This is a genomic window from Tundrisphaera macrotermitis (genome assembly GCF_051175315.1).
Lineage (GTDB): Bacteria > Planctomycetota > Planctomycetia > Isosphaerales > Isosphaeraceae > Tundrisphaera.
Genome location: NZ_CP195100.1, coordinates 3,625,034 through 3,649,675, shown reverse-complemented (window position 1 = coordinate 3,649,675; position 24,642 = coordinate 3,625,034). Strand labels below are relative to the sequence as shown.

General features: G+C 69.8%; 18 protein-coding genes. 11 read left to right on the top strand and 7 right to left on the bottom strand.

Annotation, left to right across the window (positions count from 1 at the left end):
- Window positions 1–253 precede the first annotated feature (253 nt).
- From TA3x_RS14660 to TA3x_RS14615, 10 genes are all read left to right on the top strand, one after another.
- Window positions 254–2,104 (top strand): phospho-sugar mutase, encoded by a 1,851-nt coding sequence (locus TA3x_RS14660; RefSeq protein ID WP_435015394.1) that lies wholly within the window; start codon window positions 254–256, stop codon window positions 2,102–2,104.
- Window positions 2,105–2,128: 24 nt separating this feature from the next.
- Complete coding sequence (locus tag TA3x_RS14655; RefSeq protein ID WP_435015393.1) at window positions 2,129–3,880, top strand: DUF4091 domain-containing protein; 1,752 nt, start codon at window positions 2,129–2,131, stop codon at window positions 3,878–3,880.
- A gap of 134 nt (window positions 3,881–4,014) precedes the next feature.
- A complete protein-coding gene (locus TA3x_RS14650) occupies window positions 4,015–5,343 on the top strand; it encodes an excinuclease ABC subunit UvrC (protein WP_435015392.1) in 1,329 nt (442 codons plus the stop codon).
- 20 nt (window positions 5,344–5,363) lie between these two features.
- On the top strand, window positions 5,364–6,401 hold the full coding sequence (locus TA3x_RS14645; RefSeq protein WP_435015391.1) for an AAA family ATPase: 1,038 nt from the start codon (window positions 5,364–5,366) through the stop codon (window positions 6,399–6,401).
- A gap of 473 nt (window positions 6,402–6,874) precedes the next feature.
- Entirely contained in the window at window positions 6,875–8,107 is a 1,233-nt protein-coding gene (locus TA3x_RS14640) for an acyltransferase family protein (RefSeq protein ID WP_435015390.1), read from the top strand.
- 153 nt (window positions 8,108–8,260) lie between these two features.
- A complete protein-coding gene (locus tag TA3x_RS14635) occupies window positions 8,261–9,670 on the top strand; it encodes an inorganic phosphate transporter (protein WP_435015389.1) in 1,410 nt (469 codons plus the stop codon).
- A 25-nt stretch (window positions 9,671–9,695) separates the two neighbouring features.
- The gene (locus TA3x_RS14630) at window positions 9,696–11,561 is read left to right on the top strand and encodes a rhamnogalacturonan lyase (protein ID WP_435015388.1); all 1,866 of its coding nucleotides are present in this window, start codon (window positions 9,696–9,698) and stop codon (window positions 11,559–11,561) included.
- Window positions 11,558–12,319 carry a GNAT family N-acetyltransferase gene (locus TA3x_RS14625; protein WP_435015387.1) on the top strand — a complete coding sequence of 254 codons (762 nt, stop codon included), beginning with the start codon at window positions 11,558–11,560 and terminating at the stop codon, window positions 12,317–12,319. Before TA3x_RS14630 ends, TA3x_RS14625 begins: the two co-directional genes overlap by 4 nt.
- 44 nt (window positions 12,320–12,363) lie before the next feature.
- Window positions 12,364–12,999 (top strand): precorrin-2 dehydrogenase/sirohydrochlorin ferrochelatase family protein, encoded by a 636-nt coding sequence (locus TA3x_RS14620; RefSeq protein ID WP_435015386.1) that lies wholly within the window; start codon window positions 12,364–12,366, stop codon window positions 12,997–12,999.
- A gap of 162 nt (window positions 13,000–13,161) precedes the next feature.
- Window positions 13,162–14,511, top strand: a complete 1,350-nt coding sequence (locus TA3x_RS14615; RefSeq protein ID WP_435015385.1) for a UDP-glucose dehydrogenase family protein — start codon at window positions 13,162–13,164, stop codon at window positions 14,509–14,511.
- Window positions 14,512–14,607: 96 nt separating this feature from the next.
- Here TA3x_RS14615 and TA3x_RS14610 read toward each other — a convergent pair whose 3' ends face one another.
- From TA3x_RS14610 to TA3x_RS14590, 5 genes are all read right to left on the bottom strand, one after another.
- Window positions 14,608–15,711 (bottom strand): sigma-54 interaction domain-containing protein, encoded by a 1,104-nt coding sequence (locus TA3x_RS14610; RefSeq protein ID WP_435015384.1) that lies wholly within the window; start codon window positions 15,709–15,711, stop codon window positions 14,608–14,610.
- A gap of 62 nt (window positions 15,712–15,773) precedes the next feature.
- The gene (locus TA3x_RS14605; RefSeq protein ID WP_435015383.1) at window positions 15,774–17,954 is read right to left on the bottom strand and encodes a HEAT repeat domain-containing protein; all 2,181 of its coding nucleotides are present in this window, start codon (window positions 17,952–17,954) and stop codon (window positions 15,774–15,776) included.
- A 49-nt stretch (window positions 17,955–18,003) separates the two neighbouring features.
- Window positions 18,004–19,311, bottom strand: a complete 1,308-nt coding sequence (gene lysA / locus TA3x_RS14600) for a diaminopimelate decarboxylase (RefSeq protein WP_435015382.1) — start codon at window positions 19,309–19,311, stop codon at window positions 18,004–18,006.
- 51 nt (window positions 19,312–19,362) lie between these two features.
- Window positions 19,363–20,739 (bottom strand): argininosuccinate lyase, encoded by a 1,377-nt coding sequence (gene argH / locus TA3x_RS14595; RefSeq protein ID WP_435015381.1) that lies wholly within the window; start codon window positions 20,737–20,739, stop codon window positions 19,363–19,365.
- A gap of 228 nt (window positions 20,740–20,967) precedes the next feature.
- Entirely contained in the window at window positions 20,968–21,516 is a 549-nt protein-coding gene (locus TA3x_RS14590; RefSeq protein WP_435015380.1) for a superoxide dismutase family protein, read from the bottom strand.
- 228 nt (window positions 21,517–21,744) lie between these two features.
- On the opposite strand from TA3x_RS14590, the gene TA3x_RS14585 reads away from it, so the two are divergent.
- Window positions 21,745–22,545, top strand: coding sequence for a zinc-dependent peptidase (locus TA3x_RS14585; RefSeq protein ID WP_435015379.1), 801 nt, complete (start codon window positions 21,745–21,747; stop codon window positions 22,543–22,545).
- 11 nt (window positions 22,546–22,556) lie between these two features.
- Here the strand turns inward: TA3x_RS14585 and TA3x_RS14580 are convergent, their stop codons facing one another.
- Window positions 22,557–22,835, bottom strand: coding sequence for a hypothetical protein (locus TA3x_RS14580; protein ID WP_435015378.1), 279 nt, complete (start codon window positions 22,833–22,835; stop codon window positions 22,557–22,559).
- An 81-nt stretch (window positions 22,836–22,916) separates the two neighbouring features.
- Window positions 22,917–24,521, bottom strand: coding sequence for a serine/threonine-protein kinase (locus TA3x_RS14575; protein WP_435015377.1), 1,605 nt, complete (start codon window positions 24,519–24,521; stop codon window positions 22,917–22,919).
- Between the last annotated feature and the right edge of the window lie 121 nt (window positions 24,522–24,642).

The following is a 24,642-nucleotide window of genomic DNA, read 5'->3' as shown; positions in this document are numbered from 1 at the left end:
CGACGGCCATCACCCTGCGATCATCTCAGCGGCGCCGTGGTTGGCAAGCCAACCACAGCCACCCAGGACCGCCGAACCGAAGGCCAAAATTAAACGGCACACCCGCCTGCCGCGCGATCCGGGGGCTTGGGGTCTTGCCAACCCCCGATCGCGCGGGATAGCCTGGCTTCGACCCGGCGCAGGGCCCGGCTCGGGGGTGATGGGAGGCGATGTCTGGTTGGATCGCCGCGACGGGCCGACGGAGCAGCGAACGATGCCTTCGGCCGACGAGCTTCAGAACCTGGTGACCAAGGCGGAAGCCTCGGGCGACCTCTCCCCCTCCGCCGCGGCCAACATCAAGCGGTGGCTGACCGAGACCCCGTTCGCCGCTTATCGCGATCGCCTGGTCGAGGACATCGCGGCCGGCAAGTGGAAGACCCTGGACGACGCCTTCTACGCGGTCCTGGAGTTCGGCACGGGCGGGCGCCGGGGCAAGATGTACCCGGTCGGCACCAACGTCCTGAACGACCGGACGATCGCCGAGAGTGCCCGGGGCCTGGCCGACTACGTGACCGGGTGGAAGGGGGCCGACGCCCCCCGCTCGTGCGTGATCGCCCGCGACACCCGGCACAACTCGCCCGAGTTCGCCCAGCAGTGCGCCCGGGTCCTGGCGGCGGCCGGATTCAAGGTCTACCTGTTCCCCGATAAGCGGTCGACCCCCCTGCTCTCGTTCGCCGTCCGCCACCTGAAGTGCGACGGCGGGATCATGATCACGGCGTCGCACAACGCCCCGTCGGACAACGGGTTCAAGTGCTACTCGCCGACCGGCGGCCAGGTGATCCCGCCCGACGACTCGGGGATCATTGCCTGCGTCAAGGCGGCCTCCGACCGCGAGATCCCCGAGGCCGACTACGACCAGGCCATCAAGGATGGGTCGATCGTCCTGGTCGGCAAGGAGGTCGACGACGCCTACATCGCGGCCGTCGTGTCCGAGTCCGTGAGCCACGCCCGGGGCATCAAGATCGTCTACACCCCGATGCACGGGGTGGGCGAGACCTCGGTGGCCGCCGCGCTGCTGGCCGACGGCTTCGCCGACGTGAACGTCCTGGCCTCCCAGCGGACGCCCGACGGCGACTTCCCGAACGTCCCGGGTCACGTGTCGAATCCCGAGATTCCCAAGACCCTGGACGCCGCCATCGCCGAGGCGAAGAAGACCGGGGCCGACCTCGTCCTGGCCAGCGACCCGGACGCCGACCGGATCGGCGTGGGCCTGCCGGTGACTGGCGACCCCTCGGGCGACTGGACCACGCTGGACGGCAACCAGATCGGCGTCCTGCTGACGGCCTTCGTCATCAAGCAGACCAAGGCCCTGGGCAAGCTCCGGTCCGACCACTACCTGGTCACCACCCTGGTCTCGACCGAGATGACCCGGGCCCTGGCCGCCCGCGAGGGGGTCCACATCGAGGACGACCTGCTGGTCGGCTTCAAGTGGATCGCCAAGCGGATCGACGACTACGGCCACGCCGGCTTCCTGTTCGGCTTCGAGGAGTCGCACGGTTACCAGAAGGGGACGCACGTCCGCGACAAGGACGCGGCGGTCGCCTCGATGCTGTTCGCCGAACTCGCCGCGACGGTCAAGGACCGCCAGCAGACCGTCCTGGAGTACCTCGACGACCTCTACATCGACGTCGGCCACTACGGCGAGCGGCAGGTCAACAAGACCCTGGAAGGCCGCGAAGGGGTGGCCCAGATCCAGAAGATCATGGCCGCGTTCCGGTCGAAGCCGCTGACCAAAGCCGGCGGGCTGGCGCTGACCGAGGTCCGGGACTACAAGACGCACGAGACCCGGGCGCTGGATGGGTCGGGGAAGGTGACGCCTTTGCCGGAGCCTTCGGGCGACATCCTGATGTTCCAGACCGAGGCCCACGGCACACGCTTCGCCGTCCGGCCGTCGGGCACCGAGCCCAAGATCAAGCTCTACCTGTTCGCCCGCACGCCGACCGACGGGATCGCCGACAAGACCGATCGCGCGGCGCTGGCGCAGGTCAAGGCGAAGACCAAGGCCACGATCGACGCCATCGCGGCCGACATCGAGGCGTTCATGGCCGAGGCCCTCAAGGGCTGAGTTTCCTCTCCTGGGCATCGCATCATGAATCGTCGGGACATCCTGAAAGGCCTCGCCACGGCGGGGACGGTCGGCGCCCTGGAAATGGGCGCCCCGCCCTCGCCGGTCGCGGCGGCGGAGCCGGAGCGGGTCGAGCGCGACGGCCTCCGGTTCTGGCTCGAAACCTCGCTCAAGCGGGTCTATCCGAACTCGCCGCCGGGCGAGGCGGTCGCGCTCAGCTTCCCGGCCGCGCGCAACGAGAAGATCTCGCTCCAGGCCTGCTTCCGCAACGGCCAGACCAACTCGGCGGTCGTCTCCTGCGAGGTTTTGGGGGCCGACGGGTGGAAGGCCCGGGTACGCCGGGTCGGCTTCGTGCCGATGGCCCACCTCGATACCTACGTCCCGAAGGAAGAGATCGAGGGGATCGGATTCGTCCCCGGCCTCTGCCCCGACCCGCTCTATCCCGAGAAGAAGGTGCACGTCGGGCCGGAGGAAAACGGGGTCTTCTGGATCTCGCTCGTCGTGCCCGAGGGCGAGACGGTCGGCGTCCGCGACCTCCGGATCAAGCTGACCTACGAGAAGGCGTTCGGCTACGTCGATTTCGTCCCGTTCGAGCCGTGGTCGGTCGAACTGCCGGTGCGGGTCGACGTCCGGCCGCTGGTCATCCAGCCCCGCCGGGACTTCCCGGCGACCAACTGGCTGTCGGCCGACTCGATCTGGGAGTGGTACAAGATCGAGCCGTGCGGCGAGCGGTTCTGGACGCTGGCCGACGCCTATGTGCGGAACCTGGTCGAGCACGGCATCGACGTCGTCTACACGCCGTTGTTCAACAACCGGCACGAGATCCTGGAACGGCCGGCGCAGTTGCTCAAGGTCCGCCGCACCGCGCCCGACGTCTACGAGTTCGACTTCGACGACGTGCGGCGCTGGGTGCGGATCGCCGTGGCCGCCGGCGCCAACCACCTGGAATGGCCCCACTTCTTCACCCCGGCGCCGACCAGCGCCCGGTATCCCCAGCGGATCTTCGAACGCGACTCGGCGAAGATCGGCCCGCTGCTCTGGGCGCCCGAGATCGCCGCGACCTCGGACACCTACCGCAAGTTCCTCGGGCAGTTCCTCCCGGCGTTCAAGGCGTTGCTGGAGGAGGAGAAGGTCCTGGACCGCTCTTTGTTCCACTGCGCCGACGAGCCCGACGGCGACGTCCAGATGGCCGACTACCGGAAGGCCCGCGAGCTGCTCCGGGAGTTGGCCCCCTGGATGAAGGTGATGGACGCGATGAGCGACCCCCGGTTCGCGACCGAGAAGCTCTCGGACATGCCGGTGCCGAGCATCGCCACCGCGCCGGCGTTCACGGCGTCGGGCTGCCCGGCGTGGGCCTACTTCTGCTGCGGGCCGAGGGACCGATTCCTCCAACGGCTGCTGGATACGCCCCTGTCCAAGATCCGGATGTCGGGCTGGCTATTCTACCGGCTGGGGGCGAAGGGCTTCCTGCACTGGGGCTACAACTACTGGTTCGTGTTCTGCACCAGCAAGATCGGCGACCCGTTCCAGGATGCCTCGGTCGGCGCCTGGCCTGGCATGCCCTACGGCGATGCGTTCGTGGTCTACCCCGGCGCCGACGGCCCGCTCGATTCGATCCGCTGGGAGGTGTTCGCCGAGAGTTTGCAGGACTACGCGCTCCTGCAATCGGCCGGGATCCGGCCCGACGACCCCCTGCTCGAACCGATCAAGGATTACTCGATCTTCCCCAAGGACGCCGACTGGCTGGCGATGGCCCGGAAGAAGGTGCTCGGCTGATCGTGTCGTGGTTCTTGCGGGTCCGCATCGGGTCCCCTTGTCTTCGCCGATGCCGATGCCCAAGATAAGGGGATCGCCATGATTATCGCGCGATCGCCAAGACTCGAATCGATCGCCACCGCGAGGCCGACACCATGTCCGACGCACCTTCCAAGGCGATCGAACCGCGCGTGAAGGTGCGGACGTTCCCCACGACCCCCGGCCTCTACCTGATGAAGGACGCCCAGGGGCGGGTGATCTACGTCGGCAAGGCCAAGAACCTCCGCAGCCGGGCCGGGTCGTACTTCCAGAAGCAGGCGGCCGAGGATCCCCGGATCTGCGACTGGGTGGGCGAGATCGCCGACATCGACTTCCTGCCCGCCGACAGCGAGGTCGATGCGCTCCTGATGGAAGCGCGGCTGATCAAGGACATCCAGCCCAAGCACAACCGCGACCTCAAGGACGACCGCTCGTTCCCGTACCTCCAGATCACCACGGGCGAGGACTTCCCCCGGGTCAACTTCACCCGGGTCCCGGCCGAGAAGGGGGTCAAGCTCTACGGCCCGTTCCCGCGTGCCAAGAGCCTGCGGGGGGCGATCCAGGTCTTGCAGAAGATCTTCAAGTTCCGCACCTGCTCGCTGGACATCGACGAGGGCGACCCGCGCTGGCGGTGGTTCCGCCCCTGCCTGCTCCACTCGATCGACCAGTGCACCGCCCCGTGCAACCTGCGGATCGACCGCGAGGCGTATCGCAAGGACATCCACCGGCTCCGCCTGTTCCTCGACGGCAAGAAGGACGTGGTCCTCGCCGAGATGGAAGCGGAGATGAAGGAGGCCAGCAAGGCCCTCCAGTTCGAGAAGGCCGCGCGGCTCCGCGACGAGTTGAAGGCGCTCCAGAACATCAACCTCCGGGGCGATCTCGACAAGCACGCCCAGCCCGAGGTGTTCTACGTCGACCCCCGCAAGGGGTTGAAGGGGCTCCAGAAGGTCCTCAAGCTCGACAAGCCGCCCCGGACCATCGACGGCGTGGACATCGCCCACCTCGGCGGGACCGAGACGGTGGGCTCGCTGGTCAACTTCATCGACGGACTCCCGTTCAAGCCGGGCTATCGCCGGTACAAGATCCAGAGCGTCAAGGGCGTTGACGACTACGCCTCGATCCGCGAGGTGGTGAGCCGGCGGATCCAGTCGCTCCGCGAGAAGGACGAGCCGTTCCCGGACATCTTCCTGATCGACGGCGGCAAGGGGCAGCTCGGCGCGGCGTTGTCGGCCTTCGAGGCGCTGGGCGTGACCCCGCCGACGCTGATCTCGCTGGCCAAGAAGGAGGAGGAGATCTTCGTCCCGGGCCGGTCGGACCCGATCGTCCTGTCGCGGAGTTCGTTCTCGCTGCGACTGCTCCAGTACGTCCGCGACGAGGCGCACCGCTTCGCCCAGCACTACCACCACATGCTCAGGACCAAGCGGACCCTGGGCACCGACGAGTGATCGGCCGAGACCTCCACGCGATGCCCCCACCCGACACGACGGCCGCCCCTGCTCCTCCCCCGGATGAAGTCGCGGCCGTGGCCCGGCTGGCCGAGGATTTCCAGCGGCTCCGCGCCGAGATCGCCCGGGTCGTGATCGGCCAGGATGAGGTGGTGGACCAGCTACTCACCGGCCTGTTCGCGCGCGGGCATGTCCTGCTGGTGGGCGTGCCCGGTCTGGCCAAGACGCTGCTGGTCGCCACCGTGGCCCGGATCCTGAGCCTGTCGTTCCGGCGGATCCAGTTCACCCCGGACATGATGCCGTCGGACATCACCGGGACGGACATCCTCCAGGACGACCCGGAGACCGGCCGGCGGGCGTTCGCGTTCGTCGCCGGCCCGCTGTTCGCCAACATCATCCTGGCCGACGAGATAAACCGGACCCCGCCCAAGACCCAGGCGGCGCTCCTGGAGGCGATGCAGGAGCGGCACGTCACGGCCGGCAACCGGACCTATCCCCTGCCCGACCCGTTCTTCGTCCTGGCCACGCAGAACCCGATCGAGCAGGAAGGGACGTATCCGCTGCCGGAAGCCCAGCTCGACCGGTTCATGCTCAACGTCCGGGTCCCCTACCCGACCGCGGCCGAGGAGCTGGAGATCCTGCGGCAGACGACCGGCGATCGGGCGCCCGACCCGCAGGTCATCCTCTCGGCCGATCAGATCCTGGCGGCGCAGGCCCTGGTGCGGCGGGTGCCGGTGCCCGACCACGTCTTCCTCCACGCCCGGGACCTGGTCCGGTCCAGCCGCCCGGACGGGGCCGAGGCCACCGACCTGATCCGCCGCTGTGTGGCCTGGGGGGCCGGCCCGCGCGCCGGGCAGGCGTTGATTCTGGCCGCCAAGGCCCGCGCCGTGCTCCAGGGACGCTATGCGGCGACGGTCGACGACATCCGGCATGTCGCCCCGCCCGTCCTGCGGCACCGGATCAGCCCCACCTTCCACGCCGAGGCGGAAGGGCTGGACGCCGACAAGATCATCGCCCACCTCCTGGGTTCGCTGCCCTCCCAGTCCGTGCGTCACTGATTCCGGGACAGGTTTCGGGAAAATCGGGCTGCCACAAGCCCTTAACTTGCAGGCGGTTCCGGTCGGCGGCACGGGTTCGCGATGTTTTCGCGAAGAAATTGGTGACATGCACGGAGGGATTGACGCTCTCTCTGTGAGTTGGGTCGAGCCCGGGTAGGACATGCGAAGGACGCTCCCCTCGGCGTCTTCGCGTGATCCCGGATCGTCGGCCCGGCGCGGCGACGGCCCCGGCGGGGTCGGCGCCGATCCGGAAGGCTCCGACGAACCCGCGCGAAATCGGGTCCCGCACCTCGATCGTCCGGGCGTTGAGCTAGAGTCACGAGAAGGTCGCCAGGGGCACGGTCGCGAACGATCCGATCCGGGTCGGTCAGCGATTCTCGATCCGGGATCAAGTCCGCGCGGGGCCTTCCGGGGTTCCATTTCGCGGTGCGACCCGACGGCCGTGCCCCGAGGATGCCGGATCGGGGGGATCCATGGAATCCGAACAACCGGAAACGAACGTGGCCCCGGCCCGGAGCGGGCCGCGTTACGAGATGCTCGACGTCTGGCGGGGCCTGGTCGCCATGCTGGTCGTGGCCGAGCACGCCGGGGTCGTCCTCTGGGGCTACAATTCGTATTCCACCGGCTGGGAGCAGGCCTGGACCTCCACGCTGGCCTCGGCCCTGCGGCTCGATTTCGGCGGCCTCCTGTTCTTCGTCATGAGCGGCTTCTGCATCGCGTCGAGCCTCGACTCGGCCCGCCGCCGGGGCGATTCGCCACTCCGGTTCCTTTACCGGCGGTTCTGGAGGATCTTCCCGACCTACTGGGCCGCCCTGTTCGTGTTCGTGGCCTTCGTCGCGGGCGCCGACGCCGTCGGCCTGGGGATGCTCCACAACAACGGCGTTTCCCTGGAGCTGTCCCCCCCCGGGGCGATCACCGGGTCCCAGTGGCTCGGCAACCTGACGCTGACGGAGACGTGGCGGCCCCACGTCCTGGGCGAGAAGGTCTCGCACGTCTACACCCGCGTGGCGTGGTCGCTGTGCTACCAGGAGCAGTTCTACCTCGCCTGCATGCTGCTCCTGTGGCTCGTCCCGGGCCGGTTGGCGAAGGGGCTGGCGGCCCTGACCGTGCTCTTCCTCGGGTTCCGCTTCGTGGTGTCCGACCTGGGCTGGGTCGATGCCTGGTCCGGGACCTTGCTCTATTACTGGGACGTCTTCGCCATCGGGCTGGCGGTCCACTGGCGGCTGCTGGGGTCTGAGGGGTGCTCGTCGGGCGCACGCCGATCCGCGGAGGTCGGCCTGGCGGCGGGCGCCATCGCGACCTGGGCCTGCTGGCAATCGGCGGCCGGGGTGATGCCGTATCTCTTCGGGCTCGCCCTGATCCTGCTCCACCGCTGGGACGACCGGGCTTCGGCCCTCGCCTGGCTCCGGCCGATCCGGGCCATCGGCAAGCGGAGCTACAGCATCTACCTGATCCACCTGCCGGTGACGAACATCGGCAACGGCCTGCTCGTCCACGCGGGCATCACCCCGGCGTGGGCCCGGGCCCTGGTCATCCTGCCGGTGGTGTTCGCGGCGTCGCTGGCGGCCGGCTGGGCGTTCCACGCGATCGTGGAGCGGCATTTCCTCGGCCTCCCGCCCCGGATCCGGTGGAAGCCGCCGGGCATGCTCCCGCCCGGCGGCGGGCTGCTCGGGCTCGACCGGCGTGCGACCGCCCAGCCCGCCTGAGCGGACGGGCCGGGATGGGGCGGTGACGCGGGGTCCGGCACGACGGATCCGCCTGCCGCCCCTCACCTTCGCTTGACAACGACGGCCCGAGCGGGATAGCGTCTTCGTCGCGTCGGCATTGCGGGGCGTCCCAGGTCATCCGTCCGGATCTTTATGAGCGGTTTCCACATCTTCGACCCGTCGATCGGCCTGGGCACGCAGGTGCTCCTGGCCTCGGCGCTGCTGATCGCCCTGGGATTCGAGTTCGTCAACGGCTTCCACGACACGGCCAACGCCGTGGCGACCGTGATCTACACGCGGTCGCTCGGCCCCAGGAAGGCGGTCGTCTGGTCGGGGATCTGCAACTTCCTGGGGGTCGCCCTGGGCGGGACGGCCGTCGCATTCACGATCATCGACATCCTGCCGGCAGACCTGCTGGTGTCGGTCGACTCGGCGCGGGGCCTGGCGATGGTCCTGGCGCTGCTGCTGGCGGCGATCGCCTGGAACGTCGGGACGTGGTACGTGGCCATCCCGGCGTCCAGCTCGCACGCCCTGATCGGCTCGATCCTGGGCGTGGGCCTGGCCAACGCCGCCCTGTCCGGCAAGCAGACGGGGTCCGGCGTGGACTGGCACAAGGCGACGGAGGTCGGCTTCTCGCTCATGCTCTCGCCGATGGTGGGCTTCATCCTGGCCGCCATCCTGTTCCTGCTGCTCAAGGCCCTGGTCCACCAGCCTGCCCTGTACGTGCCGCCGCCCGAGGGCTCCAAGCCCCCCGGCTGGATCCGGGGGACGCTGCTGCTGACCTGCACCGGGGTGAGCCTGGCGCACGGATCCAACGACGGGCAGAAGGGGATCGGGCTGGTCATGCTGATCCTGATCGGCGTCCTGCCGGCCCATTATGCCCTGGATCCCCGCCACCATGACGGCGACGTGGAGCGGACGGTGGCCGCCTCCTTCGAGGCCGAGGCGATCATCGAGGCTCACGGGTCACCCGACGAGCGCGACGCCTCGGTCGGCCAACTGGCCGGGCTCCGCGATAGCCTCCGGGGGAAGTCCTCGTTCCGAGAGATCGCGGCCCCCGAACGCTGGCGGATGCGATCCGATCTCGTCCGGCTGGATGCCTCGCTTAAGAGGATCGGCAAGGACGCCCGGCACCGGCTCACCGACGACGAGCGGGACGCACTCCGCGCCGCCCGCGCCGGGCTGAGGGCGCCGGTCTACTACGCACCGACCTGGGTCGCCGTGGTCGTGGCGATCAGCCTGGGGCTGGGCACGATGGTGGGCTGGAAGCGGATCGTGGTGACGGTCGGCGAGCGGATCGGCAAGTCGCACCTCACCTATGCCCAGGGGGCGGCGGCCGAGCTGGTGGCGATGAGCACCATCGGCCTGGCCGATTTCGGAGGGCTGCCGGTCAGCACGACGCACGTCCTGTCGTCCGGCGTGGCCGGGACGATGGCCGCCAACGGGACCGGGCTGCAATGGTCCTCGGTCCGCAACATCGCCCTGGCCTGGTTGCTCACCATGCCGGTCTGCATGGCCCTCTCGGGGGGCCTTTTCCTCCTGTTCCGGAAGTTCTCGGGCTGAGATCCCGGGGGCGTGGAGGCCGCCGATGCGAGCGATCTTGCCGAGCCTTGCCTTCTCCGTCCTCCCGATCCTGTTCTCGACGCGGCCCGGCGTCGCGGACGCCCCCCGGCGGATGGAGCGCCTGGGTCGCGGGGTCGTCGCGATTCGCCGGGCCGACGGTCAAGTCTTCGTCGGCTGGCGGCTCCTGGGCACGGACCCCGACGGCCTGGCCTTCCACGTCGAACGGACGATCGCCGGCGCGGAGCCTGAGCGGATCTCACCCCGGCCCCTGGTCGGGGCGACCTGCTTCCTCGACGACCGGGCCCCCGGCGATCGACCGATCCGGTATCGCATCGTCGCCGAGGGGGTCGGCACGGACTCCCCACCCGGGACGTTCGACCTCGAACCTGGCAGCTGGGCCTACCTGCCGATCCCGCTTAAGACCCCGGCCGGCTATCGCAGCAACGACGCGGCCCCCGGCGACCTCGACGGCGACGGCGAGTACGAATTCGTCGTCAAGGAGGAGATGCGCGGGTTCGACAACTCCCAGCGCGGGGTCTGCCCGGGCACGACCAAGCTGGCGGCCTACCGGCGGGACGGGACGTGGCTCTGGCGGATCGACCTGGGCAAGAACATCCGCGAGGGGGCCCACTACACCCCGTTCATCGTCTACGACCTGGACGGAGACGGCCGCGCCGAGGTGGCCGTCCGCACCGCCGAGGGGACCGTCGACGGGACTGGCCGAACGATCGGCGACGTCGATGGCGACGGCCGGACGGATCACGTCGACCCGGCTTCCGGGATGATCCTGGAAGGCCCGGAGCTTCTGTCGATCTTCGATGGGATGACCGGCAAGGAACTGGCCCGGACGCCCTACCTGCCCCGGGGGCGTGTCGCCGACTGGGGCGACCGCACTGGGAATCGCTCGGATCGGTTCCTGATGGGGGTGGGCCACTTCCGGGACGGCCGGCCTTCGGTCTTGATGTGTCGGGGGTACTACACGATCACGACCCTGGCGGCCCTGGACTGGCGGGGCGGGTCGCTCTCGACCCTCTGGCACTTCGATACCCGCTCCGACCCCGCCCTGAAAGCCTACGAGGGACAGGGGAACCACAACCTGCGGATCGGCGACGTGGACGGCGACGGCCGCGACGAAGTGATCTACGGGGCGATGGCCCTGGACCACGACGGGACGCCGCTCTACTCGACCGGTCTGGGGCACGGCGACGCGATCCACCTGTCGGACCTCGACCCCGACCGGCCGGGCCTGGAAGTCCTGGACATCCACGAGCGGCCGAAACACCCCAACGGCCTCGAATTCCGGGACGCCCGCACCGGCGCACTCCTCTGGGGCAAGCCGTCGCCGGACGTCGGGCGCGGGCTGGCCATCGACCTCGACCCCAGGCACCGGGGGGCGGAAAGCTGGGGGGCCGGGCCCGGGCTCGATGCCCTCTACGACTGCAAGGGGGCAACGATCCCCGGGCGGAAGCCCCGGTCGTGCAACTTCGCCGTCTGGTGGGATGGGGATCCGCTCCGCGAGCTGCTCGACCGCACCGCCATCACCAAGTGGGACTGGCGACGCGGCGGCGAGGACCGGCTGCTCCTGGCCGAGAACTGCTCGTCCAACAACGGCACCAAGTCCAACCCCAGCCTGAGCGCCGACATCCTGGGCGACTGGCGCGAGGAGGTGATCTGGCGGGCCGTCGATCGCGACGAACTGCGGATCTACACGACCGCGATCCCCACCGAGATCCGCCTCCCAACGCTGATGCACGACCCGATCTATCGGCTGGACGTGGCCATGCAGAACGTCGGCTACAACCTGCCGCCGCAGGTCAGCTTCTTCCTCGGCGACGGCATGGCCCCGCCGCCCCGGCCGAACATCCGCACCGATCCGGAGGCGAAGCCATGATCTCCACACGCCCGATCCCGATCGGCCCGACCGGCCTGTCGTCGCTGGTCGGCGAGGAGGACCCGTCGCATCGCCTGGTCGCCCTCCGCCACGCGGCCATCCACGCCGATCCAGTCCTGCTGGGCGACGATCCGGCCCGCCCGACCTACGCACTGTTGATCCGCGAGTTCGAGGATCGCGTGGGGATCTTCGCCGTCGGATGCCCCGACGCGGCCCTGCCCTGGCTCGCCGGGCGGTTCGCCGGCCGGCCGGTCATCCTCGCGGCCCCGTCGTCGTGGCGGGATGGCTGCACGGGCCGGGTCCGGATCGGCATGACCCGGACGCATCGATGGTTTCCTGGCCGGCCCCTGGATCATCCCGACTCGTCCGCCCGCAGGCTCGGCCTCGCCGACCTGGACGCTTTCGCGGCGGTTGCGCCCCCCTGGGCCGCGTGGGCCTGGGGTTCGCCGGGGGCCCTGATCGAGCATGGCGGGGCTTACGGCATCGCGCACCAGGGGCGGTTCATCGCCCTGGCCTGGGCCTTCGAGGCCGATCGCCGATACGTCAAGGTCGGGGTGGCTACCGACGAGCGCTACTGGAGGCTCGGACTGGGCCGGCAGGTCGCCGGCTCCCTGATCGGGGAGATCCTGGGCCGGGGCCGCGTCCCGCTCTGGACGACGACACCGGAGAATGAGGCTTCCCACCGGCTCGCGGAATCCCTGGGCTTCGGCTCGGTCGTCGATGAGCCGTTGATCTTCTGGACCCCGGGGGCACCCTGAGCGGGTCGCCTCCATCCGCCCTCCACTGATCGGAGATCAGGGACATGGCCGGCTACCTGATCGAACTGGACCTGCGGGAGAAACGGTCCCTGGTGGTCGGCCTGGGGGTGGTCGGCCTGCGGAAGGCGAAGGGCCTGGCGGACGCCGGGGCATCGGTCCTGGCCGTCGACCCCGACGAGTCGCGGGTCGCGCCGGCCGGGGTGGAGCTCAGGGCCGAAGCCTACGACCCCGACCATCTCGACGGGATCCACCTCGCCTTTGCGGCGGCATCGATGGAAGTCAATCGGCGGGTGGTGGCCGACGCCCGGTCGCGGGGCATCTGGGTGAATGCGGCGAGCGAGCCCGGCTCGGGGGATTTCCTGGTGCCGGCGACCTATCGCGACGGCCCCGTCGCGGTGGCGGTCTCGACCTCCGGGGCCAGCCCGCGCCTGGCCGCGACGATCCGCGACCGGGTGGCCGCCGTGATCGGCCCCGAGGCGGCCGGCCTGGCCGCTCTGCTCGCCGAACTTCGACCGGAGTTGATGGAGCAGATCAGGGATCCGGAGGAACGGCGGCGCCGGCTGGCCGCGGCCGGATCTCCGTATTGGCTCGATCGGTTCGCTTCGCTCGGGCGCGAAGCCGCCCGATCCGAACTGCGAGACTGGTTCGGCCTGTCGCCTCGGGCCGACAAACCGCGATGAGTTCGGGTAGGGAATGTGTTGTCGACCCGCACATCAATGAGAAGATGTCTTCCGCTCTCCAGGATCCTCATCTAGACTTGGGTTGGATCGGACGCCCGGGAGGCCTTGCATGCCCGCCATGAGCGGCCCGGCCGGGCCTCAACCATCGAGAAGGAGTCACCCTTGAAGATCGCCGTCGTCGGTACCGGATACGTGGGCCTGGTCACGGGGACTTGCCTCGCCGAGAGCGGCAATGACGTGATCTGCATCGACAAGGTCGCCGCCAAGATCGAGATGCTGGAGAACGGCAAGATCCCGATCTACGAGCCCGGCCTGGCGGAGCTGGTCCATCGCAACGCTCGCGATGGCCGTCTCAAGTTCACCACCGATCTGCCCACCGGTATCGCGGATGCAGAGCTGATCTTCATCGCCGTGGGCACGCCCCAGGGCGACGACGGCGGGGCCAACCTGGAAGGGATCTGGGCCGTCGGGCGGGAGATCGCCCAGAACCTGGTCGCGCCCAAGACGATCATCATTAAGAGCACCGTGCCGGTCGGCACCAACGCCGAGCTGACCCGGCGGATGGGCGAGATCACCGACGTGCCGTTCGACGTCGCCAACAACCCCGAGTTCCTCAAGGAAGGGGCGGCGATCGACGACTTCAACAAGCCGGACCGCGTGGTGGTGGGCGCCCGCCGCCCCGAGGTGGTCGAGCAGCTCCACGACCTCTACCGCCCGTTCCTCCGCACCGAGCGGCCGTTCCTGGCCATGACGCCGGAATCGGCCGAGATGACCAAGTACGTCGCCAACTGCCTGCTGGCGACCAAGATCAGCTTCATCAACGAGATGGCCAACCTCTGCGAGCGCTACCACGCCGACATCAACGACGTGCGGCGCGGGATCGGCCACGACCAGCGGATCGGCTTCAGCTTCCTGTTCCCCGGCGTCGGCTACGGCGGGTCCTGCTTCCCGAAGGACATCCGTGCCGTCATCCACATGGCCAAGGCGGTCGGCATCCCCTCCAAGATGATGGAGGCGGTGGACTCGGTCAACAACGCCCAGAAGGACGTCCTGGCGACCAAGATCCTCGACCACTTCGACGGCGCCGCCGAGGGCAAGACCGTCGCCATCTGGGGCCTGGCCTTCAAGCCCAAGACCGACGACATCCGCGAGGCCCCGGCCCTCTCCCTGATCGACGCGCTGCTGGCCGCAGGGGTATCCGTCCGGGTGCACGACCCCGAGGCGATCGCCAACGTCCGCGAGATCTACGGCGATAAGCTGATCTATTGCGACCGCCCCTACGGCGCGCTGGAGCAGGCCGACGCCCTGGCGATCGTGACCGAGTGGAACGAGTTCCGGAACCCGGACTTCGAGGTCATGAGCCGGCTGCTCCGCCATCCGGTGATCTTCGACGGCCGCAACCTGTACGACCCCGCCCAGATGGCCGAGCTCGGCTACGTCTATCACGGCATCGGCCGGGTGGTGCCCGAGACGTCCGCCCCCAGCGACGAGCTGGCGGTCGCCGGGGCCTGAGTCGGGAATCGACCGCGATCGTTCGATCCGAGATCCGGGACCTCCACCGGATCTCGTTCCTTGCGCCGTCCGGATCCCCCCGGTCCGTCCGATGGATCAGTCATCCTCGGCCGGCGCGGCGGGGGCCGACCCCGGCCCCGAATCGTCGATGCGGTAGTCGCTCAGCTTCTTGTGGAGCGTGTTCCGGTTGATGCCGAGCCGGGAGGCCGCCTTGATCTGGACCCGCTCGCAGGCGGCCAGCACCTGCTGGATCAGCTCCCGCTCGACCTGCCCGACGATCCGGTCGTGGAGGTCGTTGGCCTGGGGACCGGCCGCGCGGACGCCCTGCCGGACCAGCTCCGAGGTCAAGGCGCCCAGGTCGCCGCCGCGGGCGCGGATCGGCCGGGGCGGCGCCTCGCCCCTCAGCTGCGGGGGCAGGTGTTCGGGCAGGAGTTCGGTCCCCTCGCCGAGGACCACCGCCCGCTCGACGTAGTTCTGCAACTCGCGGACGTTGCCCGGCCAGTCGTGCTCGCGCAGGAGCCGCATCGCCTCCGGATGGACCCGGCGGACGTCGCGGCGGTTCTGGTCGCCGTAACGCTTCAGGAAGAACTCGACCAGGATCGGGATGTCTTCGCGGCGCTCGCGCAGGGGCGGCAGGTAGATCGGGACCACGTTGAGGCGATAATACAGGTCCTCGCGGAACCGGCCGGCGTCGATCTCGTCGAGCAGGTCGCGGTTCGTGGCGGCGATGATCCGGGTATCGACCTTGTTGGTCCGGGTGTCGCCCACCCGCTCGAACTCCCCTTCCTGGAGGACGCGGAGCAGCTTGACCTGGAGCTTGGGCGAGGTGCTGTTGATCTCGTCCAGGAAGATGCTGCCGGTGTGGGCGGCTTCGAATCGTCCGGTCCGGTTGTCGACGGCCCCGGTGAACGAGCCCTTGACGTGGCCGAACAGCTCGCTCTCCAGGAGGCTTTCCGTCAGGGCCCCGCAGTTGACCCGGATGTAGGGGCCGGATTGGCGGGGGCTGAGGTCGTGGATGGCGCGGGCGATGAGTTCCTTGCCCGCACCGGTCTCGCCGACGATCAGGACGCAGGCGCGTGCCGGGGCGACCTGCCGGGTGGTCCGCGCGACCTCCCGGATCGCCTCGCTGGATCCGAAGACCCCGGGCAAGGCCAGTTCGTCCCCGGTGCGGGGCACGGAACGATCGAAGGAAATGGCCATCAAGAAGGCTTCCTTGTCGGATGCGCGGAGCGAGCCGGGTTCGCCCTCCCGCCCACCGTCGTCTATTCGGAGGACGGGGCGCGATACGTTTGCAGGCGCGTGCCCGAGGCGTCGGGGCCGGGCCGGAGCGTCCCGACCACGGCGGCCAGGGCGTCTCGGAGGGCGGCATCGGGCTCGCGGGCGAGTTCCTCGATGACCAGACGTTCCTGCTCGGCGGTCAGCCGGGGCCCGAAGCGGCGGATGTTCCGGGCGAGGTGCTGCGCGGAGGCGATGCGGAGCGGCATCGGCCGGGATGCGTCCAGGGTCGTCGTCGCCAGCGACTTCTGCGGATCGGCCCCCGGGATGCCCCCGAGCGCCTCTGCCGCCTCGATCGCGGCGGTCGGGCCGGCGAGCGCCCGGGCCAGTTCCGGCTCGACGGCGGCCAACCCCGACTCGAAGGGGCTCCCCGGCCGCCGGGCGATCTGGGCCAGGAGGGACGAGGCCCGCCGGGCGTAGTCGGCCCGCTCCTCGTCGGAGAGCGGCCGATACCGGCGACGGGCCAGCGATCGGTCGATCTGGCCCTTGAGCGGCGCGGCCTCGCTGGGCGTCGCGAGGAACAGGACGTCGGGGAAGCTGTCCAGGCGGCTGGCGACCTCGTTGTGCAGGTCCAGGTTGCCCGAGAGGAAGACCGGGATGCCGGCCGTCCGGGAATCGGAGGCGAGATTCCGCAGGGTCTCGACCATCCCCCAGGACCCGTGGACGAAGTGCGGGTCCATGACGATGAACTCGATGTCGGCCGACCGGGCCGCGAGGGCGAAGCCCTGCGAGCCGGACTCCGCCAGCTGGGCATCGTAGCCCAGCGTCCGGAGCGGGCCGATGATCTCGGCGGCCCGGACCGCGTTGCCGTCGATCACCACGACGCGGGGCACGCTGCCGCCGCCCACGAACCGGGCCACCGCCGGGACGAGCCGGGACGAGCCGGCGAACGCCACTCGGGGATCGAGCCGGACCAGGGCCTCGGCCGCCGCGAACTGGACCCGGCGATCGGGGGCCCCGAGGGCCTCGACCAGCGGGTGGGGCCGGTCGCCGCGGGCGGTCAGGGATTCGCGGTCGGTGACCTCGGCCAGGATGGCGATGGCCGAGATGGCGAGGTCGTCCCGGCCGTCGGCGATCGCCGTCCGGAGGACCCGGCCCTGGATGTCGGGGCCTGCGGCCAGGGCGGTGGCCTTGGATCCGGCCGGGTCGTGCTCCAGGGCCAGGGCCACCAGCATGGACTGGGCGGGGAGGTCGCCCGGCTCGATGGCGAGGGCCTGCCGGGCGGCCTTGAGCCCGAGGATCCCCTCGGCGTCGCGCACCGCGACGGAGCGGGCGGCGGGGGCCTTGGCGGCGTCGTCCCAGGCCCAGATCACGACCGGGTCGCCCGGGAAGCGGACCTGGTGGGCCTGATATTGCCGGGCCTCGTCGACCAGGAGACGGGCCGGCGACCTCGGCTGGGAGCCGAACGGCCGCCCGGTCAACTGCTGGATCGCCGCGCCGGCGGCGTCGCGGGCCGGGCTTTCCGGGTTCTTCCGGGCGGCCAGGTAGGTCAGGGTCGGGAGGGCGCGGGGGTCGCCGATCTGCCCCAGGGCCCGCGCCGCGTCGGCGACGAGGGTGGGATCCGGGGAGTCCAGGACGGCGATCAGGGCGGGGACGGCCTTGCGGTCCAGCCGGCCGAGGCTCCGGGCGATCAGGGCCCGTTCCTCGGGCGTCCGGCCCTGCTCTTCCAGGGCCCGGATCAGCGGCGGGACGGCGAACGACCCGGCCTCGCGGATCTGCTCCAGGGCGACGACCTGCTCCTCGGCGGTGCCGGTCAGGGCCTCGATCGCCTCGCCGAGCCGCGTCACGTCGCTGGCGGCCTTGGCCGAGGCCGCCGCCAGCTTCTGGGCCAGCGGCCGGGCATAGGGCCGGGTCGCCAGTTCGTCGGAGAGGCGGAGGATCGACCCGGCCCCGAACTCGTCGCGGATCAGGAGGATGGTCTGATCGTCGGGATTGGCGTCGAGGAACCGCTTCACGTAGGGGGCCGCCTGCTCGGGCTGGCCGACCTTCATGAGATAATCGACGATGGCCCAGGTTTCCCGGGGGTTGCGCGGCTCGCGGGCGAATGCCCCACCCGCCGGCCCCCGGGTGGTGGACTGGGCCGAGGCCGGTCCCGACGTCCCGCACACCCCGAGGGCGAGGGTCAGGGCCGGCACGGTGGCGAGCATCGATCGAGGTCGAATCTTCATGCGACGTCCACCTGCTCGGGGTCAGCGGGAAATCGGTTGGGGGCGGGGATCATCCCGCCGATCGGGACGACTCCAGCGCGGCCATCTCGGGCCCGACGAGGTCGTCGAGCGTCTCGCGGCGGCGGGCCACGATCACCCGTGACCCGTCGATCAGCAGCTCGGCGGCGCGGGGCCGGGTGTTGTAGTTGGAGGCCATGACCATGCCGTAGGCCCCCGCCGAGAACGTGGCCAGGAGGTCGCCCCGATCCAGGGCCGGCAGGGCGCGATCCTTGGCGAGGAAGTCGCCGCTCTCGCAGACCGGGCCGACCACGTCCCAGGGCTGGGTGCCCGCGATCTCGGCCTCGTGATCGGCCGGGGGGGCGGGCAGGCCGGCGGGGACGTTGACCGGCCAGATCCGGTGGAACGACTCGTACAGCGCCGGGCGGATCAGGTCGTTCATCGCGGCGTCCTGGATCAGGAACCGCTTGTCGCCCGACTGCTTGGTATATAACACACGGCTGACCAGGATGCCGGCGTTCCCGGCGATCACCCGCCCGGGCTCCATGGCCAGCCGGCACCCGGTGGCCTTGATCGACGGCACCACGGCGCGGGCGAATTCCACGACCGGGCGGGCCTCCGGGCCGCGATAGCCGATGCCGAACCCGCCGCCCATGTTGAACCAGGCGATCGGATGGCCCATCGCCCGCAGCTGGGCAATGATGTCGACCGCCTTGCCCGCCGCCCCGGCGTAGGGGTCGGTCGTGGTGATTTGCGACCCGATGTGCATGTGCATGCCGATCATCGAGACGGTTTCGAGCCCCTTAATCCGCTCGGCCAGGGCCAGCGAGCGGTCGATGTCCATGCCGAACTTCGACTCCTTCTTGCCGGTCGAGATGTACCGGTGCGTCTTGGGGTCGACGTCGGGATTGACCCGGAGCGCGACGGGGGCGGTCCGCCCCATCCGGCCGGCGACGCGGGAGATCGCGTCCAGCTCGGCCTCGCTCTCGACGTTGAACATCAGCACGCCCGCGTTGATGCCGGCGGCGATCTCGTCGTCGGTCTTGCCCACGCCGGCGAAGACGGTCTGGTCCATCTTGCCGCCCGCGAGCCCGACGCGGTGCAGCTCCCCGCCGGAGACCACGTCGAAGCCGCTCTGATGCTCGGCCATGACCCGGAGGATCGAGAGGTTCGAGTTCGCCTTGACCGAGTAGCAGACCAGGGGCTTGACCTCGGCGAACGCCTCCTGCAACGCTTTGAGCTGGCCCAGGATGGCGGCCTGGCTGTAAATGTAGAGAGGGGTCCCATACTGGGCGGCCAGGTCGGCCACCGGGACGTCCTCGCAGAACAGTTGGCGGTCGCGGTAGACGAAGGATTCCATAGGACTCGTGGCTCGATCCGGCGGGGAAGGTTCGGAAGTTCGGCGGACGCGTCAGGCGAGGCGTTGTTTCCATTGAGCCAGCTGGGCGGCCACCTGGTTCGGGGCCGTCGAGCCGTAGGACTGGAAGGCCCGCACGGCATTGCCCACGCCCAGGGCTTCCTTGACACCGGCATCGAGCCGGGGGTGGGCCGCCGCGAAGTCCTCGGCCGAGAGATCGGCCAGGCGGCAGCCGCGGCGTTCGCACAGGCCGACCAGGTGGCCGACGATCTCGTGGCCGGTCCGCTGGGGGACCCCTTGCTTGATCAGGTACTCCATCAGCGTGGTCGCGTCGAGGAAGCCCTCGTCGAGCCGCGAGGCGATTCGATCGGCGCGGAGCGTCGCGCCGTCGATCACCACGGAGGCCAGGTCCAGGCAGGCGTCCACGGTGTCGAAGGCGTCGAACAGGGGTTCCTTGTCTTCCTGCAGATCGCGGTTATAAGCGAGCGGCAGTCCCTTGACCAGCACCAACAGGGTCGTCAGCGAGCCGACCACCCGGGCCGATCGGCCCCGGATCAGCTCCAGGACGTCGGGATTCTTCTTCTGGGGCATGATGCTGGAGCCGGTGCACAGGGCATCGGGCAGCGCCAGGAAGGAATATTCCTGGGTCGACCAGAGGACCCATTCTTCGGCCCAGCCGGCCAGGTGCTCGGCGATCATCGTGAGGACGAACACCGACTCCAGGGCGAAGTCGCGATCGCCGGTCGTGTCCAGGCTGTTGGCCGTCACGCCGTCGAAGCCGAGTTCGCGGGCCACGAAGTCCCGGTCGATGGGCAGGCTGGTGCCGGCCAGGGCCGCCGCGCCCAGGGGCAGGACGTTGAGCCGCTTGCGGCAATCGGCGACCCGGCCGCGATCGCGGGCGAACCGCTCGACGAAGGCCAGGAAGTAATGGGCCGCCAGGACCGGCTGGGCCCGCTGGAGATGGGTGTAGCCGGGCAGGATCAGGTCGGGGTGGCGTTCCGCCGCGCCGATCAGGGCCTTCTGCACCGCGGCCAGCCGGGTGTCGATCCGATCCAAAGCGTCGCGGGCCCAGAGCTTGACGTCGGTCGCGACCTGATCGTTGCGGCTCCTCGCCGTGTGGAGCTTGCGGCCGACGTCGCCGAGGCGGTCGATGAGCGCCGCCTCGATGTGCATGTGGATGTCTTCGCGTTCGAGCACGAAGGGGAACTGCCCGGCCTCGATTTCGAACCGGATCTCCCCCAACCCCCGCTCAATTTGTTGGCATTCGTCGACGGAAATGAGGCCGACATGGGCCAGCATCCGGGCATGGGCGATCGAGCCCCTGATGTCGTGCTCGAAGAGCCGACGGTCAAAGGAGATCGATTCGCTGAACTGTTCGACCCGACGGTCCGTGTTGCCGTCGAATCGACCGCCCCAAGGCTTGTTCGCCACGGGAAAAGCCCCCGAAAACCCACCGACTGCATAGCACTTTGGCAATAAGTGAGAAGTTTAAGCAGTCTGACACCGGGTGTCAATCAACCGCGAGGGCCCAAACCGATGCCCGGTAGCGGTTGAAGTGGGTGGGGTAGTTGCCCGCCCGCCATGATCTTCGATCGGCCCCGCCCGATCGCAACGAGGGGCGGGGCCGACCCGGATCATGGCCGGACGGTGGTCCGGCGATCAGTCGCCCTTGGCGATCCCGATCACGCCCACCGCGACGCGTCCGCCGGCGTTGCCGACCGGCTGGCCGAAGTCGTCGGCCTTCTCGTGGACGACGACGCCGTGTCCCAGGATCGAGTTCTCGCCGTGGAGCGGCAGGTGGGGGATGACCTCGTCATAGGTGGCCTTGCCGGCCTGGTCCGCGACGAGGTTGCCGAGGTCGCCGACGTGGCGGGGGTCGCTCTTGGCGGGGTCGCCGTGGGGATGCTTGGCGGGGTTGAAGTGCCCCCCGGCCGCCTTGCCGTCGGGCGAGCTGGCGTCGCCGTACTCGTGGATGTGGAACCCGTGCTTGCCGGGGGTCAGGCCGGTGACCTCGGCCTTGACCTGGGTCCCCTTGGCGGTTTCCGTGAAGATCACGGTGCCGGCGACCGTGCTCCCCTTGGTCGGGATCAGGACCACGACGGCCTTGTGCTTGGAGTGATCGTCCGGGGCCTGCGCCGAGGCGCTGAGGCCGGCGGCGACCACGGCGGAGCCGGCGAGGGCGGTGGAGATCAAGGAACGGATGCGCATCGTCTTTCTCCCGTGAGTCTTGCGAGCGGATGGCGTTGGGTCCGGACCGGGGGCCTCCGGTTGGAAGGCCCCCGGAGCCGGCCCGACACCCTGCTGATTTTGCAACGGCGATGCCGTTCAAGCCAGGGGGCAGTCGGTTCATCGGGTTCGGCACCGGGTTCGCACCTTCGAGCGGCCCGGGAACGGCCCGGGGTCGGCCGTTCGATCGACGCGATCCGGAGGCTCTCCATGTTCGGACTTTCCCAGAAGGAGCGGCGGGCCAAGCTGCTCGAAACCCCCTTCCCCGCCGAGTGGGATGCGATCCTGGCCCGGACAGTGCCGATCGTCGCACGCCTGCCGGAATGGGATCGCACCGAGCTGCGACGGCTGATCCAGATCTTCGTCGCCGAGAAGCTTTTCGAAGGCTGCGCCGGTCTGGAGATCACCGACGAGATCCGCGTGAGCATCGCGGCCCAGGCGTGCCTGCTCCTGCTCCACCGCGAGGTCGACGTTTATCCGAAACTCATCACGATCCTGGTCTATCCGGGGGCGTACGTCTCGGAGATGCCCCGGCACTCGCCGCAGGGGATCGTGACCGAGGGGCCCCAGGGTCGGCTGGGCGAGGCCTGGACGACCGGCGTCGTCGTCCTGTCCTGGGACGATGTCCGGGCCGGCGCGACCGACGTCCGCGACGGTCACAACGTCGTCCTCCACGAATTCGCCCACCAGCTCGACCAGGAGGACGGGGTCGCCGATGGCGCCCCGGTCCTGGAACGGCGCAGCCAGTACGGCGCCTGGGCCCGGATCCTCGGCGCCGAGTACGAGGAGCTGCGCAAGAACGCGGAGACCGGGCGGAAGACGGTCCTCGATACCTACGGGGCCACCGAGCCGGCGGAATTCTTCGCCGTCGCGACCGAGTGCTTCTTCGAGAAGCCCCGGCAGCTCAAGAAGAAACACCCGGAGCTTTACGAGGAACTCAAGGTGTACTACCAGCAGGACCCCGACCGCGATCTCGACGACCCGGCGCCGGCCGGGGGGCGGCCCGCCTGAGCCGAGGCCGATCAGCGGATCGTCGCGTCCGACCCGCCGGCGGTCAGGATCGAGGGGTCTCCGTTCGCCCGGCCGGCATCGCGGGCCAGTGACGAGCCCGGGAAGGGCTGCGGCACCATCCGGCCGGCGGGGACCCGCGAGAGGTCGGTCCCCTGCGTCGTCGGGGTGATCTCCGCCCGGTCGCCCGCACATCCGGCGATGGCGACCGCCGCGAGCCACGCCAGGCCGGCGGTCGCCGCCTGGCGGGATCGGGCCGGGTTTCGGTTCGGTGACGGGATTCGGTCGGCCATGATCGTCTCCTCCGCCGGGCCGGTCGGGTCCGGGTGGGAGATCTCATCGGCGATCGATCGGGGCGGACTTGATCCCGGGGCTCAGCCCCCGACCCGCCTCCGCCGGCCGCGTTCCGACCGGACGCGATGGGCCAGCCGGAACCAGTGGCCGACCTGCGACGAGCCGAGCGAGACCATGGTCGCGATCGTCGCCAGGGCCATCAGCGAGGGCGGGCCGGTGGTGGCGAAGAACAGGTGCGAGGCCATCTTGTTGCGGTCCTCGGCGAACTCGTACACCAGGCGGAGGCTGATCAGCAGGAGGATGAAGCAGGTCAGCATCCCCGACCACCGGCCCCACCACCATCCCGACAGGATGGCCCAGCTGACCGCCAGCATCCCGACGGCGATCGCCATCCCGCCCAGGGCGACCTGGCTCACGCCGCCGGTGAAGCCCAGGAGGTAGCGGACCTCCGGGTTCAGGGCGCAGAGCACCGCCGTCCAGCAGCCCGAGAGGATCGCTACCAGGAAGAACTCGAACGAGATGCCGATGACCACGCGGGGCCGTTCGGCCTCGATCTCGCGCTCGTCGAACCGGAAACGGTATGGGGGGGCGGAGACCGGCTTGCCGTCGAGAACGTTCTGGAGGTCGGCGGCGAACTGCCCCGCATCCTGGTAGCGGTTGTCGGGATCCTTGGCCGTGGCCTTGTGGAGCACCCCCTCCAGCGCCGGGGAGACGTTGGGATTGAGCTGCGAGACCGGGGTGAGGGCCTTGGTCACGACCTGCCGCAGCACCCCTTCCCGCGATGGCGCGACCAGAGGCCGGCCCAGGATCAGCAGCTCGTAAAGGACGAGGCCGAGCGAATAGATGTCGGTCCGATGGTCCAATTCGAGGCGGCCGATCGCCTGCTCCGGGCTCATGTACATGGGCGTGCCGATGAGCTGGCCCGTGTGGGTGATCGTCGCATCCTCGAAGAAGCGGGCGATCCCGAAGTCGATCAGCCGGACCCCGCCGTCGCGGTCCAGCAAGAGGTTCTCGGGCTTGATGTCGCGGTGGACCACCCCTCGGCCGTGCGCATGCGCCAGGGCGAACGCCGCATCCCGGATGATCTCGACGGAGCGGCGGATGTGCTCGATCGAGGTCGTCCGCCCCCGGGGCACGGTCGCCACCTCGGTGACGTAGGGGGTGGCGTTCTCGGCTTCCCGGATGTGGTAGGTGTGGATCGAGGCGGTCGTGTCATCGAACCGGACCTCGGGAGCCTCGGTCTGGTGGCCGGCGAGGTCGGCGACGGCGGCCTCGATGGACGCGGACGAGGCCCGCGCCATCGACTCGACCACGCGGCGGAGCGACACCCCGTCCACGAACTCCATCGCCATGTAGCAGAGCTGGCGATCCTGGCCGACGAAGTAGACCCCGGCGATGTGGGGGTGGTCGAGCTTGGCGACCGCCTGGGCCTCGCGGCGGAACCGGGCGATGTCGTCGGGCCGATCCAGGGCGTTGCCCAGCACCTTGAGGGCCACCACCCGGTCCAGCGAGATCTGCCGGGCCTGGTAGACGATCCCCATCCCGCCCGAGCCGACCCGGCGCTCGATCCGGAAGTCGCCGACGCGGACGTCCGCCTCCAGCGCCTCGGGGCGCGTCAGGACGTCCGGCGGGGCTCCGGGCGCCTCGTCGGGCTTCGCATCGAGATACGGCCCGTGGTCTGCCATCCGTCCCACCCCCCGACCGCACGACAATCCCATCCATGATAGCCGTTGGGGCGGGGGTCGCAAGGCGGCCGGTTCGGTTCCCTCTCACTAATTCGGACGCGACGCGTTGCGACCGATGGGA

Excerpts from the sequence above, each read along its gene's own strand:
- TA3x_RS14650 (WP_435015392.1), top strand. The coding sequence starts at position 4,015 with ATGTCCGACGCACCTTCCAAGGCGATCGAACCGCGCGTGAAGGTGCGG.
- TA3x_RS14630 (WP_435015388.1), top strand. The coding sequence starts at position 9,696 with ATGCGAGCGATCTTGCCGAGCCTTGCCTTCTCCGTCCTCCCGATCCTG.
- TA3x_RS14660 (WP_435015394.1), top strand. The coding sequence starts at position 254 with ATGCCTTCGGCCGACGAGCTTCAGAACCTGGTGACCAAGGCGGAAGCC.
- TA3x_RS14610 (WP_435015384.1), bottom strand. The coding sequence starts at position 15,711 with ATGGCCATTTCCTTCGATCGTTCCGTGCCCCGCACCGGGGACGAACTG.
- TA3x_RS14580 (WP_435015378.1), bottom strand. The coding sequence starts at position 22,835 with ATGGCCGACCGAATCCCGTCACCGAACCGAAACCCGGCCCGATCCCGC.
- TA3x_RS14635 (WP_435015389.1), top strand. The coding sequence starts at position 8,261 with ATGAGCGGTTTCCACATCTTCGACCCGTCGATCGGCCTGGGCACGCAG.
- TA3x_RS14620 (WP_435015386.1), top strand. The coding sequence starts at position 12,364 with ATGGCCGGCTACCTGATCGAACTGGACCTGCGGGAGAAACGGTCCCTG.
- TA3x_RS14655 (WP_435015393.1), top strand. The coding sequence starts at position 2,129 with ATGAATCGTCGGGACATCCTGAAAGGCCTCGCCACGGCGGGGACGGTC.
- TA3x_RS14640 (WP_435015390.1), top strand. The coding sequence starts at position 6,875 with ATGGAATCCGAACAACCGGAAACGAACGTGGCCCCGGCCCGGAGCGGG.
- TA3x_RS14585 (WP_435015379.1), top strand. The coding sequence starts at position 21,745 with ATGTTCGGACTTTCCCAGAAGGAGCGGCGGGCCAAGCTGCTCGAAACC.
- TA3x_RS14645 (WP_435015391.1), top strand. The coding sequence starts at position 5,364 with ATGCCCCCACCCGACACGACGGCCGCCCCTGCTCCTCCCCCGGATGAA.
- lysA (WP_435015382.1), bottom strand. The coding sequence starts at position 19,311 with ATGGAATCCTTCGTCTACCGCGACCGCCAACTGTTCTGCGAGGACGTC.
- TA3x_RS14575 (WP_435015377.1), bottom strand. The coding sequence starts at position 24,521 with ATGGCAGACCACGGGCCGTATCTCGATGCGAAGCCCGACGAGGCGCCC.
- TA3x_RS14625 (WP_435015387.1), top strand. The coding sequence starts at position 11,558 with ATGATCTCCACACGCCCGATCCCGATCGGCCCGACCGGCCTGTCGTCG.
- TA3x_RS14605 (WP_435015383.1), bottom strand. The coding sequence starts at position 17,954 with ATGAAGATTCGACCTCGATCGATGCTCGCCACCGTGCCGGCCCTGACC.
- TA3x_RS14590 (WP_435015380.1), bottom strand. The coding sequence starts at position 21,516 with ATGCGCATCCGTTCCTTGATCTCCACCGCCCTCGCCGGCTCCGCCGTG.